Raw genomic sequence first — 16871 nt, forward strand, 5'->3', positions numbered from 1 at the left:
GCTTTCCTTTCTAGAGAATTTGTTTCTTACATTCCATCGGACTTCAATAAGACATTAGCTGGTGGAGCTTTTTTATTACCCCCATGATCCGGATGGATAAATGTGTGAAAAAACAAACGAACATGATATTTTTCTTGAGTCTGAAAAACATTACTCATTCCATCAGTGATAGTGTATAAAGTTTCCAAATCCTGCTCTTCCAACCAGTCTTGGTCCAACGCCTTAAACATCCTGGCTACTGGGATGTATGTCCCATCCGCTTTTTGAATGGTGGTAGGTGAAACTAGCTGACCATTTTTTACATTGGCTTTAGCCATATAGCATTCACTTTTCCCTTGGTTAATGACCACCAAAACCGCTTCATGCTCTCCATCAGGAATTTCATAGGCTCCTCGATCATGGAAAGTAATATAATAATCAGAATAACAACCACTCACACCTGTGGAAAATATACTTTGGGCTCCCTGAGTTTGTGAAATTCCTTGAAAACAAATCAAAAGAATGAGCAGAGATGTAAATAAAAACTTCATATAAAATTTGTTAGAATTGGTGATTAATTATACTAATAAAAAGGCATTTCATAAAATGAAATGCCTTTTTAATAAATTCTAACCTTTTTGATTTTGAGCATATTCCTCCACTGCCCTCCAAACCCTAAAAATATTTCCCGAACATATTTTCTCAATATCCTCTTCTGAATAACCTCTTTTCAAGAGTTCAGCTATCAAATTAGGATACATGGAAACATCTTTTAATCCGGTAGGCAAGGAATCTCCCACTCCATCGAAATCAGAACCAAGCCCCACATAGTCAATACCTACCAAGGCTACTACATGGTCTATATGATCGGCAACTTTCTGTACAGTTGGAAAAGGGTTATTTGCAGCAGTATATTCGGTGATATAAGCCTGAGCGGCAGAATCCCTTCTACTGAGGTTGTTTTCAGCAAGCCAGTTGACAATATGCTCTCGCACTTTAGCAGACCCAGCTGCGTAGGCGGAGTCAATGAAACTACCCCCAAAATTGATCATCATCACTCCTCCATTCTTAGCCATGGCCTGGATCAGTTCATCACTCATATTTCTTTCAAATCCAGGAGTAAATTTCCTTACTGAGGAATGCGAAGCTATAACCGGTACCTTAGTCACTTCCAAAGCATCCAAAAATGTTTCATCAGAAACGTGAGAAACATCTACCATAATACCTACTCGGTTCATTTCTTGAACCACTTGTTTGCCATATTCGCTGAGGCCATTATAAAGCCTTACCGTATCATAACTACTATCTCCTATAAGGTTTGCCTTTCCATGGGTTAGCGTAATGTATCGAATGCCTCTTTTGTGAAAATATTCAACATTGGCAATATCATCTTCCAACCCTGCTCCATTTTCCATTCCCATAGGAAGAGAAATTTTACCCGCAGCAAAGTTGGCCTCGATATCTGCTGGACTATAAGCCATGGCAAACTTGTCAGGAAAAGTCTCTGTCAGCCTTTCGGTCATAAGAATCAGGGAATCTGCCAATGCTTTGGAGGCTCCAGGGATCTGTTGATTTCCTGCTGGGATATAGATAGACATAAAGGGAGCATCTAACCCTCCCTCTTTGGTTCTGGGGTAGTCAAAATTCCCCCTTCTGTTCTTACGGAAACATCAAGAATTTCTCTTTGTAAGGTAAATCCGCCAACTTTCATTCGATAAGGCAAATCGACATGCCCGTCTACCATGATCGTTTTATGTGCAATTTCTGTAGCGGCTTTCAGTCGCTCTTCATCACTCATACTGGTGTAATCTACTGCTGCTTCTTTTGGCTGGCAAGCCCAAGCCATTAAGCCAATTAATAATAGGGAATAGCTTTTCTTCATATTGGTTGGTGGTTATTAAAGAAAGAAAGATACTTTGTTTTTATGACTCCTTTCAAAAATTCCACTAAAGGCCATTTCATCCATCTTGGAAGTCATATCTTTTCATTTTTCACCCTTGAATTGCTTCATCTACCAGTTAATTATTAACTTTTAATAGAAAAACCACCATCAAATGAAAAAACTCATCTATTTAATCTTATTCTCAGCGCTGCTATCGTCTTGTAGTAGCAATGACGATTTACCTGAAATAAAAATTGAAATAGCCTCTGACCTGGGTCAGGATATTTCTGATGGGCGATTACTCTTATTTTTCTCAAAAGACGAGTCTAGAGAGCCTCGTTTTTCTGTTTCTGACAATGTGAATACTGCCCAAGTTTTCGGAATGGATGTAGAGTCTTTTGAACCCGGATCTATCATTGAGTTCAAAATGGATAGTTTTGGATACCCATTAGAACAACTTTCCAATTTAGAGGAAGGAAACTATTTGGTACAGGCATTCTTCATCAAGTACGAAACTTTCGAGAGGGCAGATGGCCACCAAGTGAAACTTGCCATGGATCAAGGAGAAGGCAGAAAATGGGCAAGCACTCCTGGAAACATCTATTCATTCCCCTCTCCATTGATTGGAAAAAAGGGAGCGATTTTCAGCTTATTATCGACCAAAAAATTCCTCCGGTAGTTGAACCAGAGGACAGTAAATACATCAAGCATATCAAGATGAAATCCGAACTCTTGTCCGAGTTTTGGGGAAGAGACATGTTTTTAGGTGCCCATGTCTTATTGCCTGAGGGTTTTGATGAGCATCCCAATCAATATTATCCCTTGATGGTATTCCATGGGCATTTCCCAAGTGATTTTGGGGGATTTCGTACCAGTCCACCGGACCCAAATTTAAGTGAAGACGATTATTCTGCTCGTTTTGGAATTTATGGATATGAGAAAATCCAACAACAAGAAGCCTATGATTTTTACCAAAAATGGATTTCACCTGACTTCAAACGGTTTATTATAATTGAGATTCAACACGCCAATCCATTTTACGATGACAGCTATGCGGTAAACTCTGCGAATATAGGACCCTATGGTGATGCCATTACTTATGAACTGATCCCATATATAGAAAAAGAATTTAGGGGAATTGGAGAAGGTTGGGCCAGATTTTTATATGGCGGATCCACAGGTGGTTGGGAAGCTTTAGCTGCTCAGGTATTTTATCCAGATGAATACAATGGTTGCTTCGCAGCCTGTCCTGATCCGATTGATTTTAGGGCTTTTACTACCATTAATCTTTATGAGGACCAAAATGCCTATTATCAGGATGGAGATTTTAAAAAATCTTACGTCCTGGCCATCGGGATTACCTAGGTCATGTTTCTTCCATGGTGAAAGATATGAACCATAGAGAATTAGCGATTGGCGGGGTACAAACTAGATCAGGGGAGCAATTTGATATTTGGCAGGCAGTATATTCCCCTGTAGGAGAAGATGGTTACCCCAAACCAATTTGGGATAAAAAATCGGGTGAAATTGATCCCCAGGTTGCTGAATATTGGAAAGAGAATTACGACCTTCGTTATATTATGGAAAGAGACTGGGAAACCTTAGGTCCAAAATTAGAAGGGAAAGTAAATATTTATTGTGGAGATATGGATAATTACTATTTAAACAATGCGGTATACCTCACGGAAGAATTTTTGGAACAAACCCAAAATCCTTACTATAATGGGGAGGTGGCCTATGGAGATCGTGCTGAGCATTGTTGGAATGGAGATCCTACACTTCCAAATTACATTTCCAGATTACGATACAACACGATGTACTTGGATAAAATCGAGGACCGATTCAAGGCCTCTTCACCAGCCAATTTTAATCAACAAAATTGGACGATCACTAAAAATTAATAGCATATGAAAAATGTATTAAAGACATGTCTTTACGGCTTGGGAACTACTTTACTTCTTTCTCAATGTAGTCCCCAAAAAACAGAAGAATCCAACGAATCAGAAACAATGGTAGTGGAAGATGCCAAAATCCCCACTCTCACAATGGTTTGGGAAACACCAGAAACACTAATCACCTGTGAATCTGTTTTATACGATTCTGCAACTGGCAAAATCTATGTTTCCAATATTGAAGGAACTCCAACGGACAAAGATGGAAAAGGATCGATTTCAATCATTGATAAAAATGGAACTATCGTCACTCAAGATTGGGTAACTGGATTAAATGCCCCAAAAGGAATGGCTATATCTGATGGAAAGCTTTATGTCACAGATATAGATCAATTGGTGGAGATTGACATAGAATCTGCTACCATCTCAAATAAATACCCAGTAGAAGGAGCTGAATTCTTAAATGATGTTGCTCAATACGAAGGCAAAATTTATTTCTCAGGAATGAACAAAGGGTTGTTACACGTTTTGGATGAAGGTACTGTCACTACTATTTCAGAAGGAAACGCCTCCTTGAACGGAGTAGCGGTTGATTCGAATGGTGATATTTATGGTTTGGATGAATCTGGATTGAAAAGATTTTCACAAGATGGAAGTTCTGAAATCATCAATGGAACGGTCACTGGTGGAGATGGTCTGATCATCTTAGGTGAGGGGAATTATGTTGCTTCAAGATGGGTAGGAGAAATCTATTTTGTGAGTGGTGATGGGGAAACCCTTCTTTTGGATACTAAGGATATTGAATCCAACACAGCAGATGTTGGCTATATTCCCGAGGAGAATTTAATTTTAGTACCGACTTTCTTTAAAAATAAGGTAGTTGCCTATAAATTAGATTACTAACCAGTATTCCAAATTTAGAAAGAGGTTGTATCCTGATTGATGTTTTCACATTTTGACAATGCTCAATGTGACAATACGATTATTGGAACAGCCCCTTTTTGTATCTGTCAATCAGGAAACTATTCGAATGTCAAGTTTGAAATCTCCTTATCTGGTTTTTTGTCCGTATCTTGTGGAAGATTTATACGTTAGATAAAATAAGTGTCTTTTACTAGATACTGTCTAAAATCGAATAAATCACTTCACCCTAAGAAGTATTATTATGAGAAATATAAAACCAATAGATTACGAGCTGGAGAAAAACATGGAGGTCATCTCTCAATTAGATGACCAAGTGGGAGAAGCTGTTGAAAATATTTTGGTAGACCCTGAAACCTGCTGGCAGCCCTCTGACTTTTTGCCTGATTTTGGTAATCCAGATATACACGACGAAATCAAAGCATTACAAAAACGAGCGGAAGGAATTCCAGATACAGTTCTGACTTCTTTAGTAGGAAATATGATCACTGAGGAAGCTCTACCTTCCTATCAAACCTATTTCAACCTGCTGGAAGGGATCAATGAAGATAGAAGCCTTGTTTCTCCTTCTGGTTGGGTAAGATGGTCAAAAGCTTGGACTGCAGAAGAAAATCGACATGGAGACCTGTTAAATAAATATTTGTATATGACAGGTCGTGTGGACATGAAAGCAGTAGAGATCACGATTCATAGACTATTGACGAACGGTTTTGATCCAAAGTCAGAAAGTGACCCTTATCAAGCCATGATTTATACCTCTTTCCAGGAAAGAGCTACAAAAATATCCCACGTTAATACTGGTAAACTTGCAGACAAAGCTGGAGACCCAGTCCTTTCCAGAATCTGTAAGACGATCGCTGGTGATGAAGCGAGACATGAAAAGGCTTACAAATCATTCATGTCAAGCATTTTTGAAATCGACCCTAACGGAGCCATTCTTGCTTTTGAGAAAATGATGAAAAAGCAAATAGTTATGCCAGCCGTGTTGATGGGAGAAGGTGGCCCTAATCCATCTATTTACACTAGATTTTCTGAAATCACACAAAAAGTAGGAATCTATACCGGATGGGATTATGCCAGAATCATCGATCACTTGGTCAAACTTTGGAAAATCGAAAACTTGACCGGATTGAATGATGCTGCATCCAAAGCACAAATATACCTTTCCAAACTAGCAGAAAGATACATGAGGGTAGCTGATCGAATGAAAGCTCCTGATGAAATCCAACTTGCTTGGTTAAAATAATCAACTCTCAAATTGATAAACCAATTGGAAAAACCTCTTCATTACTGGAGAGGTTTTTTTATTACCATATCCATAGAAACACGTAACTTTTTACTCAAAACAATTACCTCAGTACATGACCTATGAAAAAGATCATCCTACCTTTTCTCTTTTTGGTTACATTCGGAATGACCCGAGCCCAATCCGATCTAAAAGTAAATCAGGAACGACTTTCCAATTCGATCCAACAACTTGCTAGCTACGGCAAGAACCAAGCTGGGGGTTCTGATCGTGTAGCATACAGTAAACATGATATTGCCGCTAGAGCCTATGTCAAAGGATTGATGCTTCAAGCAGGATTGGAAGTCAGTGTGGATTATGCAGGGAACCTGATCGGAAAAAGGAGGGAAAAAGGCCTGACCTGAAGCCTATTGCATTTGGATCTCACATAGATGAAGTCCCCAATGGAGGAGATTACGATGGCCCTGTAGGTTCCTTGAGTGCCATAGAAGTAGTACAAACACTTTCTGAGAATCAAGTAAACACCGACCACCCATTAGAAGTGATTATTTTCACCAATGAAGAGGGAGGTGTAGTAGGCAGCCGGGCTTTAGTTGGTCAATTAAGTCCAGAAGCTTTACAAGTCAAAAGTTCCAGCGGCTTGACACAGTATGAAGGCATCAAAGCAGTTGGAGGCAACCCAGATCGAATTATGGAAATCAAAAGAAAAAAGGAGATCTCGCCGCATTTTTAGAATTACACATCGAACAAGGAGGCAATTTGGATCGAGAGGGAATAGCCATTGGAGTGGTAGAAGGAATAGTCGCGATTGAGTGGTATGAATTTACTTTCAAGGGATTTGCAAACCATGCGGGAACCACACCAATGAATATGAGAAAGGACCCCATGCTCCCAGCAGCAAGGTTAGTTCTTGCTGTAAATGAAATTGTCAATTCATTTGAAGGATCCCAAGTTGCCACGGTAGGAAAAATCGAAGCTTTTCCAGGAGCTGGAAATGTAATTCCTGGAGAAGTGAAATTGAATGTAGAAATCCGTGACTTGTCTTCAGAAAAAATCCATCAGGTGTATCAGGCTATTGAAGAGAAAGCTCAGCTGCAAGCAAAAGAAAGTGGTACGGAAGTCAGTGTGCGCCATATCGAAGTAGCCAGTAAACCAGCTTTGGCCAATCCGGAAATTCAAAAGGTCATAGAATCATCTGCTAAGGAATTAGGCCTAAGCAGCATTTATTTACCCAGCGGCGCAGGCCATGATACTCAAGAAATGGCCCGAATTGCACCAATAGGGATGATTTTTATTCCTAGCAAAGATGGGATCAGTCATTCTCCTCAAGAGTATTCCTCCCCAGAAGATATTGCCAATGGAGCCAATGTGTTATTAAAAACAATTTTAGCCTTGGATAAACAGCTTCAATAAAATGATCAAACGCTAAACTTTTTTCATCTCAAATTCATTTAATGTATATACATCAAAAATTTCCATCATGTCTCAAATAAAGAAAATACATCCCGGTGAATATAGACCCATAGCGGACCTTATTACCTATAGTCCAATGCCTACTCGGCAGCTTCAACAAATTGATCCGTTTATTTTTTTGAACCATCATGGTTTCCAAACCTACCCTGCTCCTAATAATGGGTTACCTTTTGGTCCACACCCCCACCGAGGAATGGAAACAGTTACGTTTATTTTGGAAGGCGACATCATGCATTTGGATTCCTCTGGACATGAATCCGTCATCGGTCCTGGTGGAGTACAATATATGACCGCAGGCAGGGGATTAATTCACTCAGAAGTCAGCAGTTCACAATTCAAGAAAAATGGAGGCGATTTAGAGATCCTCCAGCTCTGGTTGAATTTACCTGCTAAATTAAAAATGACGGACCCCTTGTATGTTGGACTTCAAAAGAGGATATCCCAAGCTTTACGTTGGACGAAGGGAAAGTAACGGTTCAACAGCTATTCGGGGAGTGGAATGGAGTAAAAGGAGCCTTTAAAGAATCTTTTCCGCTTACCATGAGCACTATTTATATGAAAGAAGGAGGCGCCTTCAAAAACAAATTCCGGCATCGGATAACATCTTTTTCTACATTGTTAGAGGAGAATTGAAAGTAAATGGACAATCTGTACCGTTTAGAAACCTGGTGGAATTTGAATCCGGGGAAGTGGATTTAGAAGTCACAGCCTCTTCCGACGCTATTTTAATATTGGGTCACGCCCAACCTTTTAATGAACCGATGGTAGCCCAGGGTCCATTTGTCATGAATACTGAAGAGGAGATCCACCAAGCTTATGAAGATTACCGAATTGGCAAATTCGGGACTTGGAATCATTAACTATCAATAATATCCTGGGAAATCAGTCTATAGATTTCAGCAAATGACTCATTGTAGTTCAAAAATCTATGATGGTTTTCCAGGGTCTCATAATCTTCTCTACTAGCTGGTCCAGTCTGGGCATTTCTAGCTCCTATTTGTAATGCTTTGGATATTTGTTCAATAATTAATGGTTTCAACATTTCAAAGTCTAAGCCCTGTCTCCGCATGATTTTCTCACTCATTCGAATCATATGATTGGTGAAATTGCTTGCAAAAACAGCAGCGACATGAATGGCTAACCTATCCTTGGATCTGACATTGTAATATTGGGATTTCAAGCTTTTTGCCAACTTCCGAAGCTTTTGAAGCGTTTCTTCATCATCAGATTCCAGCAAAAATGCTACATCTTCAAATTCCATTTTTCTGGATTTGGTAAATGATTGTAATGGATAAAAAATGCCTGTGTAAGTTGCTGAACTATAGCCTAAAATATCCAAAGACATAGCCCCTGAGGTATGTACCAAAATACTTCCTTCAGGTAAAATCACTGAATCTGCCAATTCAGGTATTCCCTGATCACTTACTGCCAAAATAAAAATCTCTGCCTCAGAATCAGAAAAATCCAGTTCATCTTTTGGCTCTGCAGCATATACCCTTTCCGTTATTTTTCTGGCACTTGATAGATCCCGTGCATACACCTCAGTCACTTCATGTCCTGCATCTTCAATTGCCGGAGCTAAGTGCCAAGCCACATTCCCAGCACCTAGTATGGCTACTTTAAACTTCATAAACGAAATAAGGTAAAAAATAAGGACAATGAAAAGGGAGGCTATTTAAGAAGATCTCTACTAGTAAATTAGAACCTATTTTTTGACAAAAAAAGCCATTCCTTTTGGATAAAGAATGGCTTTTAGGTAAAGCTTAATGTTCCTAAATATGTAATGCTCTATTGTCAGTGGCCGCTAAGCAGGCTTCTTTGAAAGCTTCTGTATAAGTTGGGTGTGCGTGAGACATTCTTGCAATATCTTCTGCTGAAGCTCGGTACTCCATCGCTACTACCGCTTCTGCAATCATATCAGCAGTTCTTGGCCCAATCATGTGAACACCAAGAATTTCATCCGTTTCAGCATCCGCCAAGACTTTCACCAAGCCATCTGTATCCATAGAAGCTCTTGCCCTTCCTGACGCCATAAAAGGGAATTTACCGGCTTTGTATTTAATTCCTTTCTCTTTCAATTGCTCTTCAGTATATCCTACTGCGGCAACTTCTGGCCAGGTATACACTACCCCAGGAATTAAATTATAATTGATATGTGGTTTTTGGCCTACCAAAGTTTCCGCAACAAAAACTCCTTCTTCTTCTGCCTTATGAGCAAGCATTGCTCCTTTTACCACATCCCCAATCGCATAAATATTTGGCACATTGGTCTGCAAATGATCATTTACTTCAATTTGTCCACGTTCAGTCAACTTCACTCCAGCTGCTTCTGCATTCAGCCCTTCAGTATAAGGCCTTCTTCCAATAGAAACCAAGACATAATCACCTTTCACTTCAATGGTTTCTCCTTTGGCATTATCCGCCTTTACGGTTACTTCCTTACCCTTCTTCTCTACAGAGGTTACTTTATGTTTTAGATAGAATTCAAAGCCTAATTTTTTCAAAGACTTTTGAAGTTCTTTACCCATGGTTTTATCCATGGTTGGGATCAAAGAATCCATGAACTCAATCACTGATACTTTGGCACCCAATCTTGCATAAACAGATCCAAGCTCAAGACCGATTACTCCTCCTCCAATCACCACCAAATGCTTTGGAATCTCTTTAAGGTTCAATGCTTCTGTAGAGGTAATTATCCGATCCTTATCCAATTTGATAAATGGCAAAGAAGATGGCTTCGATCCAGTGGCGATGATAATATTCTTTCCTTCAATATCAGAAGAAGAACCATCATCCTTTGTTACTTTGACGGTAGTTGAATTGACAAAAGAGCCCAATCCTTGATGAACATCAATTTTGTTCTTTTTCATCAGGTATTGAATACCGTCTGTATTTTGCTTCACCACATCGTTTTTACGAGTGATCATTTGCTTCAAATTAACTTTCAAATTACTCAGGCCAATTCCATGAGTTTCAAAAGTATGTGCAGCATTATGATAATGCTCGGAAGAATCCAATAATGCTTTGGAAGGGATACATCCAACATTTAAACAGGTGCCTCCTAATGTGGAATATTTTTCTATTAAGGCGGTTTTCATCCCTAGTTGCGCGCAACGGATTGCCGCTACATATCCTCCAGGTCCAGAACCGATAACTATTACGTCGTACATTTTATTGTCTTTTACCAGGTACTAAGTACAAAGTACCAAGTATCCGGAAGTTAAACATTTAGACTCTTTTTCAACTTGGCAATCATGTTTTGAATATGCTCAAGCTGAGTTTCTATTTTTTGAAAGTCATCCTTTGAAATAAAATCCAGTCGATTAGATATAATCAACTGAGTTTCCAGCTCAAATGATGAACCCTGGGCAATCCCCAAGAAATTATTAAAATCTTTGTTGGTGTTTCTTCCTGCTCCTTCTGCAATATTGGAAGGAATCGAAATCACACTTCTGTTAATCTGGCTTATCAATCCGTACCGCTCTTCTTTTGGTAAATTTTCCGTGATTTGATAAACTTCAACCGCCAAATCAACAGCTTTTTGCCAAACAAGTAATTCTTTGAAACGATTCATAAAAATGAAATTTAGATAAAACTAATAATTAGATTCACCTAAATCTACATTATTTTCTATGATTGATTACTTGGTACATGGTACTTTTTACCTTGTACAATTTAAACTTAAACTCCAAACAACAATCTAGTCGGATCCTCAAGTAATTCTTTCACCCTTACCAAGAAGCTTACAGATTCACGACCATCGATGATTCTATGATCATAGGATAATGCTATGTACATCATTGGAAGAATTTTCACCTCTCCATTTACTGCCATTGGTCTCTGCACAATATTGTGCATGCCCAAAATTGCAGATTGAGGGGCGTTGATGATTGGAGTAGACATCATGGATCCAAATACTCCACCATTGGTGATGGTAAAGGTACCTCCAGTCATTTCTTCAATCGAAAGCTTGTTATCCCTAGCCTTTACAGCCAATCGCACCACTTCTTTTTCAATCTGATCAAAGCTCATTGCCTCAGCATTTCTGATGACAGGCACAACTAGTCCTTTTGGAGCAGAAACTGCGATCGAAATATCACAGTAGTCGTTAAAGACCATTTCATTTCCATCAATCTTGGCATTTACTGCTGGCCATTCTTGCAGAGCTACACAGACAGCTTTGGTAAAGAAGGACATGAATCCAAGACCTACTCCATGCTTCTCTTTGAATTGTTCTTTGAACTTAGCTCTCAAATCCATGATCGGCTTCATGTTCACCTCATTAAATGTGGTCAACATAGCCGTTTCATTTTCACGGAAACCAATCTTTTGGCAACCGTTTTACGAAGAGAAGACATTCTTTCCCTTCTTTCATTTCTAGAGCCTAATACTGGAGCCGATGGTTCTGCCGCTGGTGCAGGAGCTGCTTTGGCTGGTGCTGGTGCAGGAGCTGCTTTCTGAGCAGATTGGGCATCCTCTTTAGTGATTCTACCGTCTTTTCCTGTGCCTGATACAGATTCAGGAGAAATACCTTTCTCTGCTAATATTTTTGATGCTGCTGGTGAAGCATGTCCAGTTGCATAATTTGTAGATCCAGAGGCTGCTGCTGGTGAAGCACTTTCTGGAGCACTTGATTCTGCTGCTTTAGGCGCACCTTCAGTCACTTCAATCTTGCAGATCAATCCTCCAATTTCCAACACATCTCCTTCTTGAGCAACATGTCTTAAAATCCCTGAAGCTTCTGCAGGTAATTCAAAAGTTGCTTTATCAGAGTCTACCTCAGCAATAATTTCGTCCAAGGCAACATAATCTCCGTCATTCTTCAACCAATTGGCAAGAGTTACCTCTGTAATTGATTCTCCTACTGTTGGTACAATCATTTCTTTAACTTCCCCGGTAGTGGAAGGTCCTGCACTCTTGGTTTCCTCTTTTTAGGTGCTTCTGAAGGAGAGGAAGTAGCCGCAACGCCTTCCTCATCTATTGTACAGATAACGGCTCCAATTTCTAAGGTATCACCTGCTTGTGCATTGATCTTTAATATTCCTGTTGCTTCTGCTGGCAGTTCAAAAGTAGCTTTGTCAGATTCCAATTCACAAAGGATCTCATCCATTTGAACCTGGTCTCCATCATTTTTAAACCATTGCCCAACGGTAACCTCGGTAATGGATTCGCCTACTGCAGGCACTTTAATTTCTTTGCTCATGAGTTTTTCTTTTTTACTCTTACTATCTCAATAGTGAGAGTTGGAACAAAATGATATGATTATTTCGGATTATTTCAGTTTTAAAGCTTTAGCAACAATTGTTTTTTGTTCTTCCACATGGACTTTATTGTAACCTGTTGCAGGGGAAGCAGATGATTTCCTAGCAATGACATCCATTGGAAGCTCTTTGTAAAGCAATCTTAGGATATAATTCCAATATCCCATGTTTTCTGGTTCCTCTTGAACCCAAACTACCTCAGCTCCTTTATATTCTGCCAAAACATCAACAATCTGCTTTTTGGAAGTGGGTGAATTTGTTCAATTCTTACAATCGCAACATCTTCTACTTTTTCTTTTTCTCTAGCTTCATCCAAATCATAGTAAATTTTTCCAGAGCAAAGAATAACACGTTTTACCTTTTTGGCATCCACTGCTGTATCCTTAATTACTTCACGGAATGAACCGGATGTAAACTCAGAAATAGGAGATACCACTTTTGGGTGACGCAACAATGATTTTGGAGACATAACCACACATGGCTTTCTAAATTCCCAAGCAAGCTGTCTTCTTAACAAATGGAAGAAATTGGAAGGCTCCGTGATATTGGCCACCACCATGTTGTATTCCGCAGACAACTGTAAGAATCGCTCAGGTCTGGCATTGGAGTGCTCAGGCCCCTGACCTTCATATCCATGAGGAAGTAGCATTACCAAACCATTCATTCGCTGCCATTTTGATTCACCAGAAGAAATAAACTGGTCAATCATTGTTTGAGCACCGTTGGCAAAATCTCCAAATTGTGCTTCCCAAATCGTCAATGAGTTAGGATTAGCCATCCCGTAACCATACTCAAAGCCAAGCACAGCATATTCTGAAAGCAAGGAATTGTAAATTTGGAACAATCCTTTTCTCTCCTTCATCTCTAATAAAGAGTTGTAAGGTTGATTGGTGTTCGCATCATGGATCACCGCATGTCTATGCGAAAAAGTACCTCTTTGACAATCCTGCCCAGTAATTCTTACTTGTTTCCCTTCAGTGAGTAGGGAACCATAAGCCAATAATTCTGCCGCAGCCCAATTCAACTCTTTGGATTTAAAGAACATATCTTGCTACGCTGCTTCATTTGTGCCTCAATCTGTTTGATCGGCTTAAATCCTTTAGGAACAGTGGTCAAGGCTTCCGCCACTACCTTAATGGTACCTTCATCAATCCCGGTTTCAGGAGATTGATCAAAATCAGCTGGAGTTGATCTTCGTAAGTTACCCCATTCTTGCTCAAACTTGGTTGCTTGATAGGGCAATGGCTTTTCTTTGACCATATTCAATCTATCCTGAAGCAATTGACGGAATTCAGCATCCATTTGAGAGGCAATCTTGGCATCAATATCCCCTCTTTCAGTCAATCTTTTTACATAGATCTCTCTAGGATTGGGGTGCTTTGAAATCAAGTTGTAAAGTTCCGGCTGGGTAAATTTAGGTTCGTCTGACTCATTGTGACCATGACGTCTATAGCACACCATATCCACAAAAATATCTCTGCTGAACTTTTGTCTGAACTCTGCAGCTAGTTTCGCCGCAAAAACAACCTCTTCTGCATTATCCCCATTGACGTGGATCACGGGAGCATCAATGATTTTCGCTACATCCGTACAATAGATAGAGGACCTGGCATCATCAAAATCTGTAGTGAATCCGACTTGGTTATTAATCACAAAATGGATAGTACCACCAGTATTATACCCTTTAAGATCCGCCATTTGGGTTACTTCATACACAATTCCTTGACCAGCCACAGCCGCATCACCATGGATCAATATTGGAAGTGCTTTTGTCTTATCCCCCTTATGCTCTGTATCGATCTTTGCTCTTATAAATCCTTCTACCACAGGGTTGACAGCCTCTAAGTGGGAAGGGTTAGGAGCTAATTTCAAATGAACTTTTTTGGAATCCGGAGTCACGATATCACTGGAATATCCCATGTGATATTTCACGTCTCCATCCCCCATCGTCAAATCAGGCTTTGCAGTGCCCTCAAACTCAGAAAAAATTTGTTCATAGGTTTTACCCATGATATTAGCCAATACGTTCAATCTGCCTCGGTGAGCCATCCCGATCATCACTTCTTCCACTCCAAATGAAGCAGCGGTAGTAATCACCGCATCCAAGAAAGGAATAGTACTTTCACCACCCTCAAGGGAGAATCTTTTCTGTCCTAAGTATTTGGTATGAAGGAAGTTTTCAAAAACAACCGCCTGATTCAGTTTAAAAAGAATTCTTTTCTTTTCTTCAACTTGTGGATTAAAGGCCAAGGCTTCTTTTTCAACCTTAGTCTTAAACCAATCCAGCATTTCAGGATCACGGATATATAAATATTCAAATCCAATAGGGCCTTCATATATCTTTTTCAAAGAATCAATGATGGTAGAAAGCTTCGCTTTTCCTATACCAATTTCATTTCCTGCCTGAAACTCGGTATTCATATCATCAGCTCCCAATCCAAAATATTCTGGATCTATAAGCGCTTTTCGATCTCTTCTTTCTCTAACAGGGTTAGTTTTGGATCTTAAATGGGCTCTAGACCGATATGCATGAATCAAGGCTCTCACCTTTATTTCTTTTGGAAGTTGCTCCATGTCCATGATGGTACCTGGAGTAGCCAAAGCGCCATTTTTTGGTTGAGGCTTTCCATTAGAAGAAGGAGCTACATCCGAAGATTCAACATCGTAATTCGTCAATGCAAAATCAAAACCTTCGAAAAACTCTTTCCAGCTAGGGTCAATTGAATTAGGTTCGCTTTTGTAGGAAGCGTATAGCTCATCGATATAGGATACATGAGCGTTGGCAATAAATGAAAATTTATCCATGATGGGTTAATCAGATCTCCACAAAACTATGGGGTTACGTTGATATAAAAAAACTGCATATTTGCATCTTCAAATATTCAATTCATATTACCAAATATCTTTATTAATCAGAGACCTACTAAGTTTAAGAAGGATATTTTGTAAAAGAATAAACGATACCTATCTAGCAGTTAATGCAATTAGGTTAACCTAAAATATCCCAATATTGTTTTGTGATATAAAACTAACCCAATGAAGATTTTGAAAAATATGGTTAGTCTCATGCAAACTAAAAATTCTAAACCAGTTAGCAAATGGTAATCAAAAAGGACTAAAAAGGCATTAAATTATTAAAATTAAAGTCTTTTGGAATCACTATAATTACCTGAACCTATATAATGAATTGATTCCATGCAATGAATTAAAGGTTAAAAAAGCGGTGCTAAAAATAGCACCGCTTAAAATCAAATTACTCTTTTTATTAGTTCAGAATTGGCAATGGCTTACCATCTTGAGCCATAAGTGTTACTTCACCAGTTTCACCATCAGAGTTCAACCAAGTGAATACTAATTCCTCTGGAGTACTGCTTAGTACAGTCATGGAATAGCTAGCACCATATTTATCAGATCCTGTCATAGACAAGTTACCGCAAGCATCATTGATTCTTACGTTACCACTTCCCCATGAATCACCATAGCAATTCCAGAAACCGAAGGTTCCATCAGTAATTGAATAAGCTCCTGGAGAACTAGCAATTGGAGTAAATGTAGTGGTACCAGAAATAGTACCAGGACAAGAACCGTAGATTGAATCCATATTAGTAGCAGTGAATTCATAAGTACCTCCTAAATCAGAAGGACAAATCACGTTAACAAAATATTGGAAAGGTGAATCATAGAATGGAGCACCAGCTACGTTACCAGAAACATTCTCTCTATTGAAGGATCTTCCTTTATTATCATTCAGGATTAAGCTGAATTCAAATACATCACCACCTTCGATATCACCTGGAGTAAGACCCACAGCGGAGATAGCTTCAGAAGCAGAAATTTCAAAAGAAGTTCTTAAGAATCTTGACTCTGTATTTGGAGCAAAATCAGAAGCAGAAAGAGTCTTGATCAACACTGGCTCAGAAGGAGTATACTCCAATCCAACACCAGGAATCAATCTTCTATGCTGCACCTTAATTTCTACAGTCTCGACTGTAGCGCCATCCTCAATATCCACAGCCTCGAGGGTTAAGGCAAATTTCGAACTACCTAAACTAAAGTAGTTGAAAGTGATACTGGTTCTCGCTATGGTTCTCAAGTAAGCTGCAGTATCAAACTCCGAATAAGGGATATTTGGTTCTACAAAGTCTCTACAAGAGCTTAGGAATACTAAGGCACCAAGCAATAAACCAAAAGTATATTTTAACATTTTCATATTATCT

General features: G+C 39.3%; 10 protein-coding genes and 5 pseudogenes. 7 read left to right on the forward strand and 8 right to left on the reverse strand.

The annotated features are described in order from the left end of the window. Positions 1 to 26: 26 nt before the first annotated feature. Positions 27 to 530 carry a hypothetical protein gene (locus tag V8V91_RS12125; RefSeq protein WP_373400291.1) on the reverse strand — a complete coding sequence of 168 codons (504 nt, stop codon included), beginning with the start codon at positions 528 to 530 and terminating at the stop codon, positions 27 to 29. 78 nt (positions 531 to 608) lie between these two features. After that, a pseudogene (locus V8V91_RS12130) lies at positions 609 to 1861 on the reverse strand (dipeptidase). Between the two features lie 172 nt (positions 1862 to 2033). On the opposite strand from V8V91_RS12130, the pseudogene V8V91_RS12135 reads away from it, so the two are divergent. The 7 genes and pseudogenes from V8V91_RS12135 to V8V91_RS12165 all read left to right on the forward strand — a co-directional run bounded on the left by V8V91_RS12135 (position 2034) and on the right by V8V91_RS12165 (position 8253). Next, positions 2034 to 3762 (forward strand): annotated as a pseudogene (locus tag V8V91_RS12135) (alpha/beta hydrolase-fold protein). Between the two features lie 6 nt (positions 3763 to 3768). Then, positions 3769 to 4656 (forward strand): ATP-binding protein, encoded by an 888-nt coding sequence (locus V8V91_RS12140; protein WP_373400292.1) that lies wholly within the window; start codon positions 3769 to 3771, stop codon positions 4654 to 4656. 262 nt (positions 4657 to 4918) lie between these two features. Then, positions 4919 to 5920 (forward strand): acyl-ACP desaturase, encoded by a 1002-nt coding sequence (locus tag V8V91_RS12145; protein WP_205645578.1) that lies wholly within the window; start codon positions 4919 to 4921, stop codon positions 5918 to 5920. 122 nt (positions 5921 to 6042) lie between these two features. Continuing rightward, the gene (locus V8V91_RS12150) at positions 6043 to 6324 is read left to right on the forward strand and encodes a hypothetical protein (RefSeq protein ID WP_373400294.1); all 282 of its coding nucleotides are present in this window, start codon (positions 6043 to 6045) and stop codon (positions 6322 to 6324) included. 23 nt (positions 6325 to 6347) lie between these two features. Beyond that, positions 6348 to 6653, forward strand: coding sequence for a M20/M25/M40 family metallo-hydrolase (locus V8V91_RS12155; RefSeq protein WP_373400675.1), 306 nt, complete (start codon positions 6348 to 6350; stop codon positions 6651 to 6653). Positions 6654 to 6679: 26 nt separating this feature from the next. After that, the gene (locus V8V91_RS12160; protein ID WP_373400296.1) at positions 6680 to 7333 is read left to right on the forward strand and encodes a hydantoinase/carbamoylase family amidase; all 654 of its coding nucleotides are present in this window, start codon (positions 6680 to 6682) and stop codon (positions 7331 to 7333) included. 67 nt (positions 7334 to 7400) lie between these two features. Then, positions 7401 to 8253, forward strand: a pseudogene (locus tag V8V91_RS12165) (pirin family protein). Here the strand turns inward: V8V91_RS12165 and V8V91_RS12170 are convergent. The 6 genes and pseudogenes from V8V91_RS12170 to V8V91_RS12195 all read right to left on the reverse strand — a co-directional run bounded on the left by V8V91_RS12170 (position 8250) and on the right by V8V91_RS12195 (position 16864). Continuing rightward, positions 8250 to 9023, reverse strand: a complete 774-nt coding sequence (locus V8V91_RS12170) for a Rossmann-like and DUF2520 domain-containing protein (RefSeq protein ID WP_373400298.1) — start codon at positions 9021 to 9023, stop codon at positions 8250 to 8252. The pseudogene V8V91_RS12165 and the gene V8V91_RS12170 overlap by 4 nt on opposite strands. Before the next feature lie 142 nt (positions 9024 to 9165). Beyond that, the gene (gene lpdA / locus V8V91_RS12175) at positions 9166 to 10563 is read right to left on the reverse strand and encodes a dihydrolipoyl dehydrogenase (RefSeq protein ID WP_373400300.1); all 1398 of its coding nucleotides are present in this window, start codon (positions 10561 to 10563) and stop codon (positions 9166 to 9168) included. A 50-nt stretch (positions 10564 to 10613) separates the two neighbouring features. Further along, positions 10614 to 10967 carry a four helix bundle protein gene (locus V8V91_RS12180; protein ID WP_373400302.1) on the reverse strand — a complete coding sequence of 118 codons (354 nt, stop codon included), beginning with the start codon at positions 10965 to 10967 and terminating at the stop codon, positions 10614 to 10616. Positions 10968 to 11074: 107 nt separating this feature from the next. Beyond that, positions 11075 to 12596, reverse strand: a pseudogene (gene odhB, locus V8V91_RS12185) (2-oxoglutarate dehydrogenase complex dihydrolipoyllysine-residue succinyltransferase). 69 nt (positions 12597 to 12665) lie between these two features. Beyond that, positions 12666 to 15459 (reverse strand): annotated as a pseudogene (locus V8V91_RS12190) (2-oxoglutarate dehydrogenase E1 component). 460 nt (positions 15460 to 15919) lie between these two features. After that, a complete protein-coding gene (locus V8V91_RS12195; protein WP_373400304.1) occupies positions 15920 to 16864 on the reverse strand; it encodes a hypothetical protein in 945 nt (314 codons plus the stop codon). Positions 16865 to 16871 lie beyond the last annotated feature (7 nt).

Origin of the sequence: Algoriphagus halophilus (assembly GCF_041729275.1) — a bacterium.
Lineage (GTDB): Bacteria > Bacteroidota > Bacteroidia > Cytophagales > Cyclobacteriaceae > Algoriphagus > Algoriphagus halophilus_A.

What these genes read in the sequence shown, in the direction of transcription:
- V8V91_RS12125 (WP_373400291.1), bottom strand. Translation starts at nt 530, where the DNA reads ATGAAGTTTTTATTTACATCTCTGCTCATTCTTTTGATTTGTTTTCAA.
- V8V91_RS12140 (WP_373400292.1), top strand. Translation starts at nt 3,769, where the DNA reads ATGAAAAATGTATTAAAGACATGTCTTTACGGCTTGGGAACTACTTTA.
- V8V91_RS12145 (WP_205645578.1), top strand. Translation starts at nt 4,919, where the DNA reads ATGAGAAATATAAAACCAATAGATTACGAGCTGGAGAAAAACATGGAG.
- V8V91_RS12150 (WP_373400294.1), top strand. Translation starts at nt 6,043, where the DNA reads ATGAAAAAGATCATCCTACCTTTTCTCTTTTTGGTTACATTCGGAATG.
- V8V91_RS12170 (WP_373400298.1), bottom strand. Translation starts at nt 9,023, where the DNA reads ATGAAGTTTAAAGTAGCCATACTAGGTGCTGGGAATGTGGCTTGGCAC.
- lpdA (WP_373400300.1), bottom strand. Translation starts at nt 10,563, where the DNA reads ATGTACGACGTAATAGTTATCGGTTCTGGACCTGGAGGATATGTAGCG.
- V8V91_RS12180 (WP_373400302.1), bottom strand. Translation starts at nt 10,967, where the DNA reads ATGAATCGTTTCAAAGAATTACTTGTTTGGCAAAAAGCTGTTGATTTG.
- V8V91_RS12195 (WP_373400304.1), bottom strand. Translation starts at nt 16,864, where the DNA reads ATGAAAATGTTAAAATATACTTTTGGTTTATTGCTTGGTGCCTTAGTA.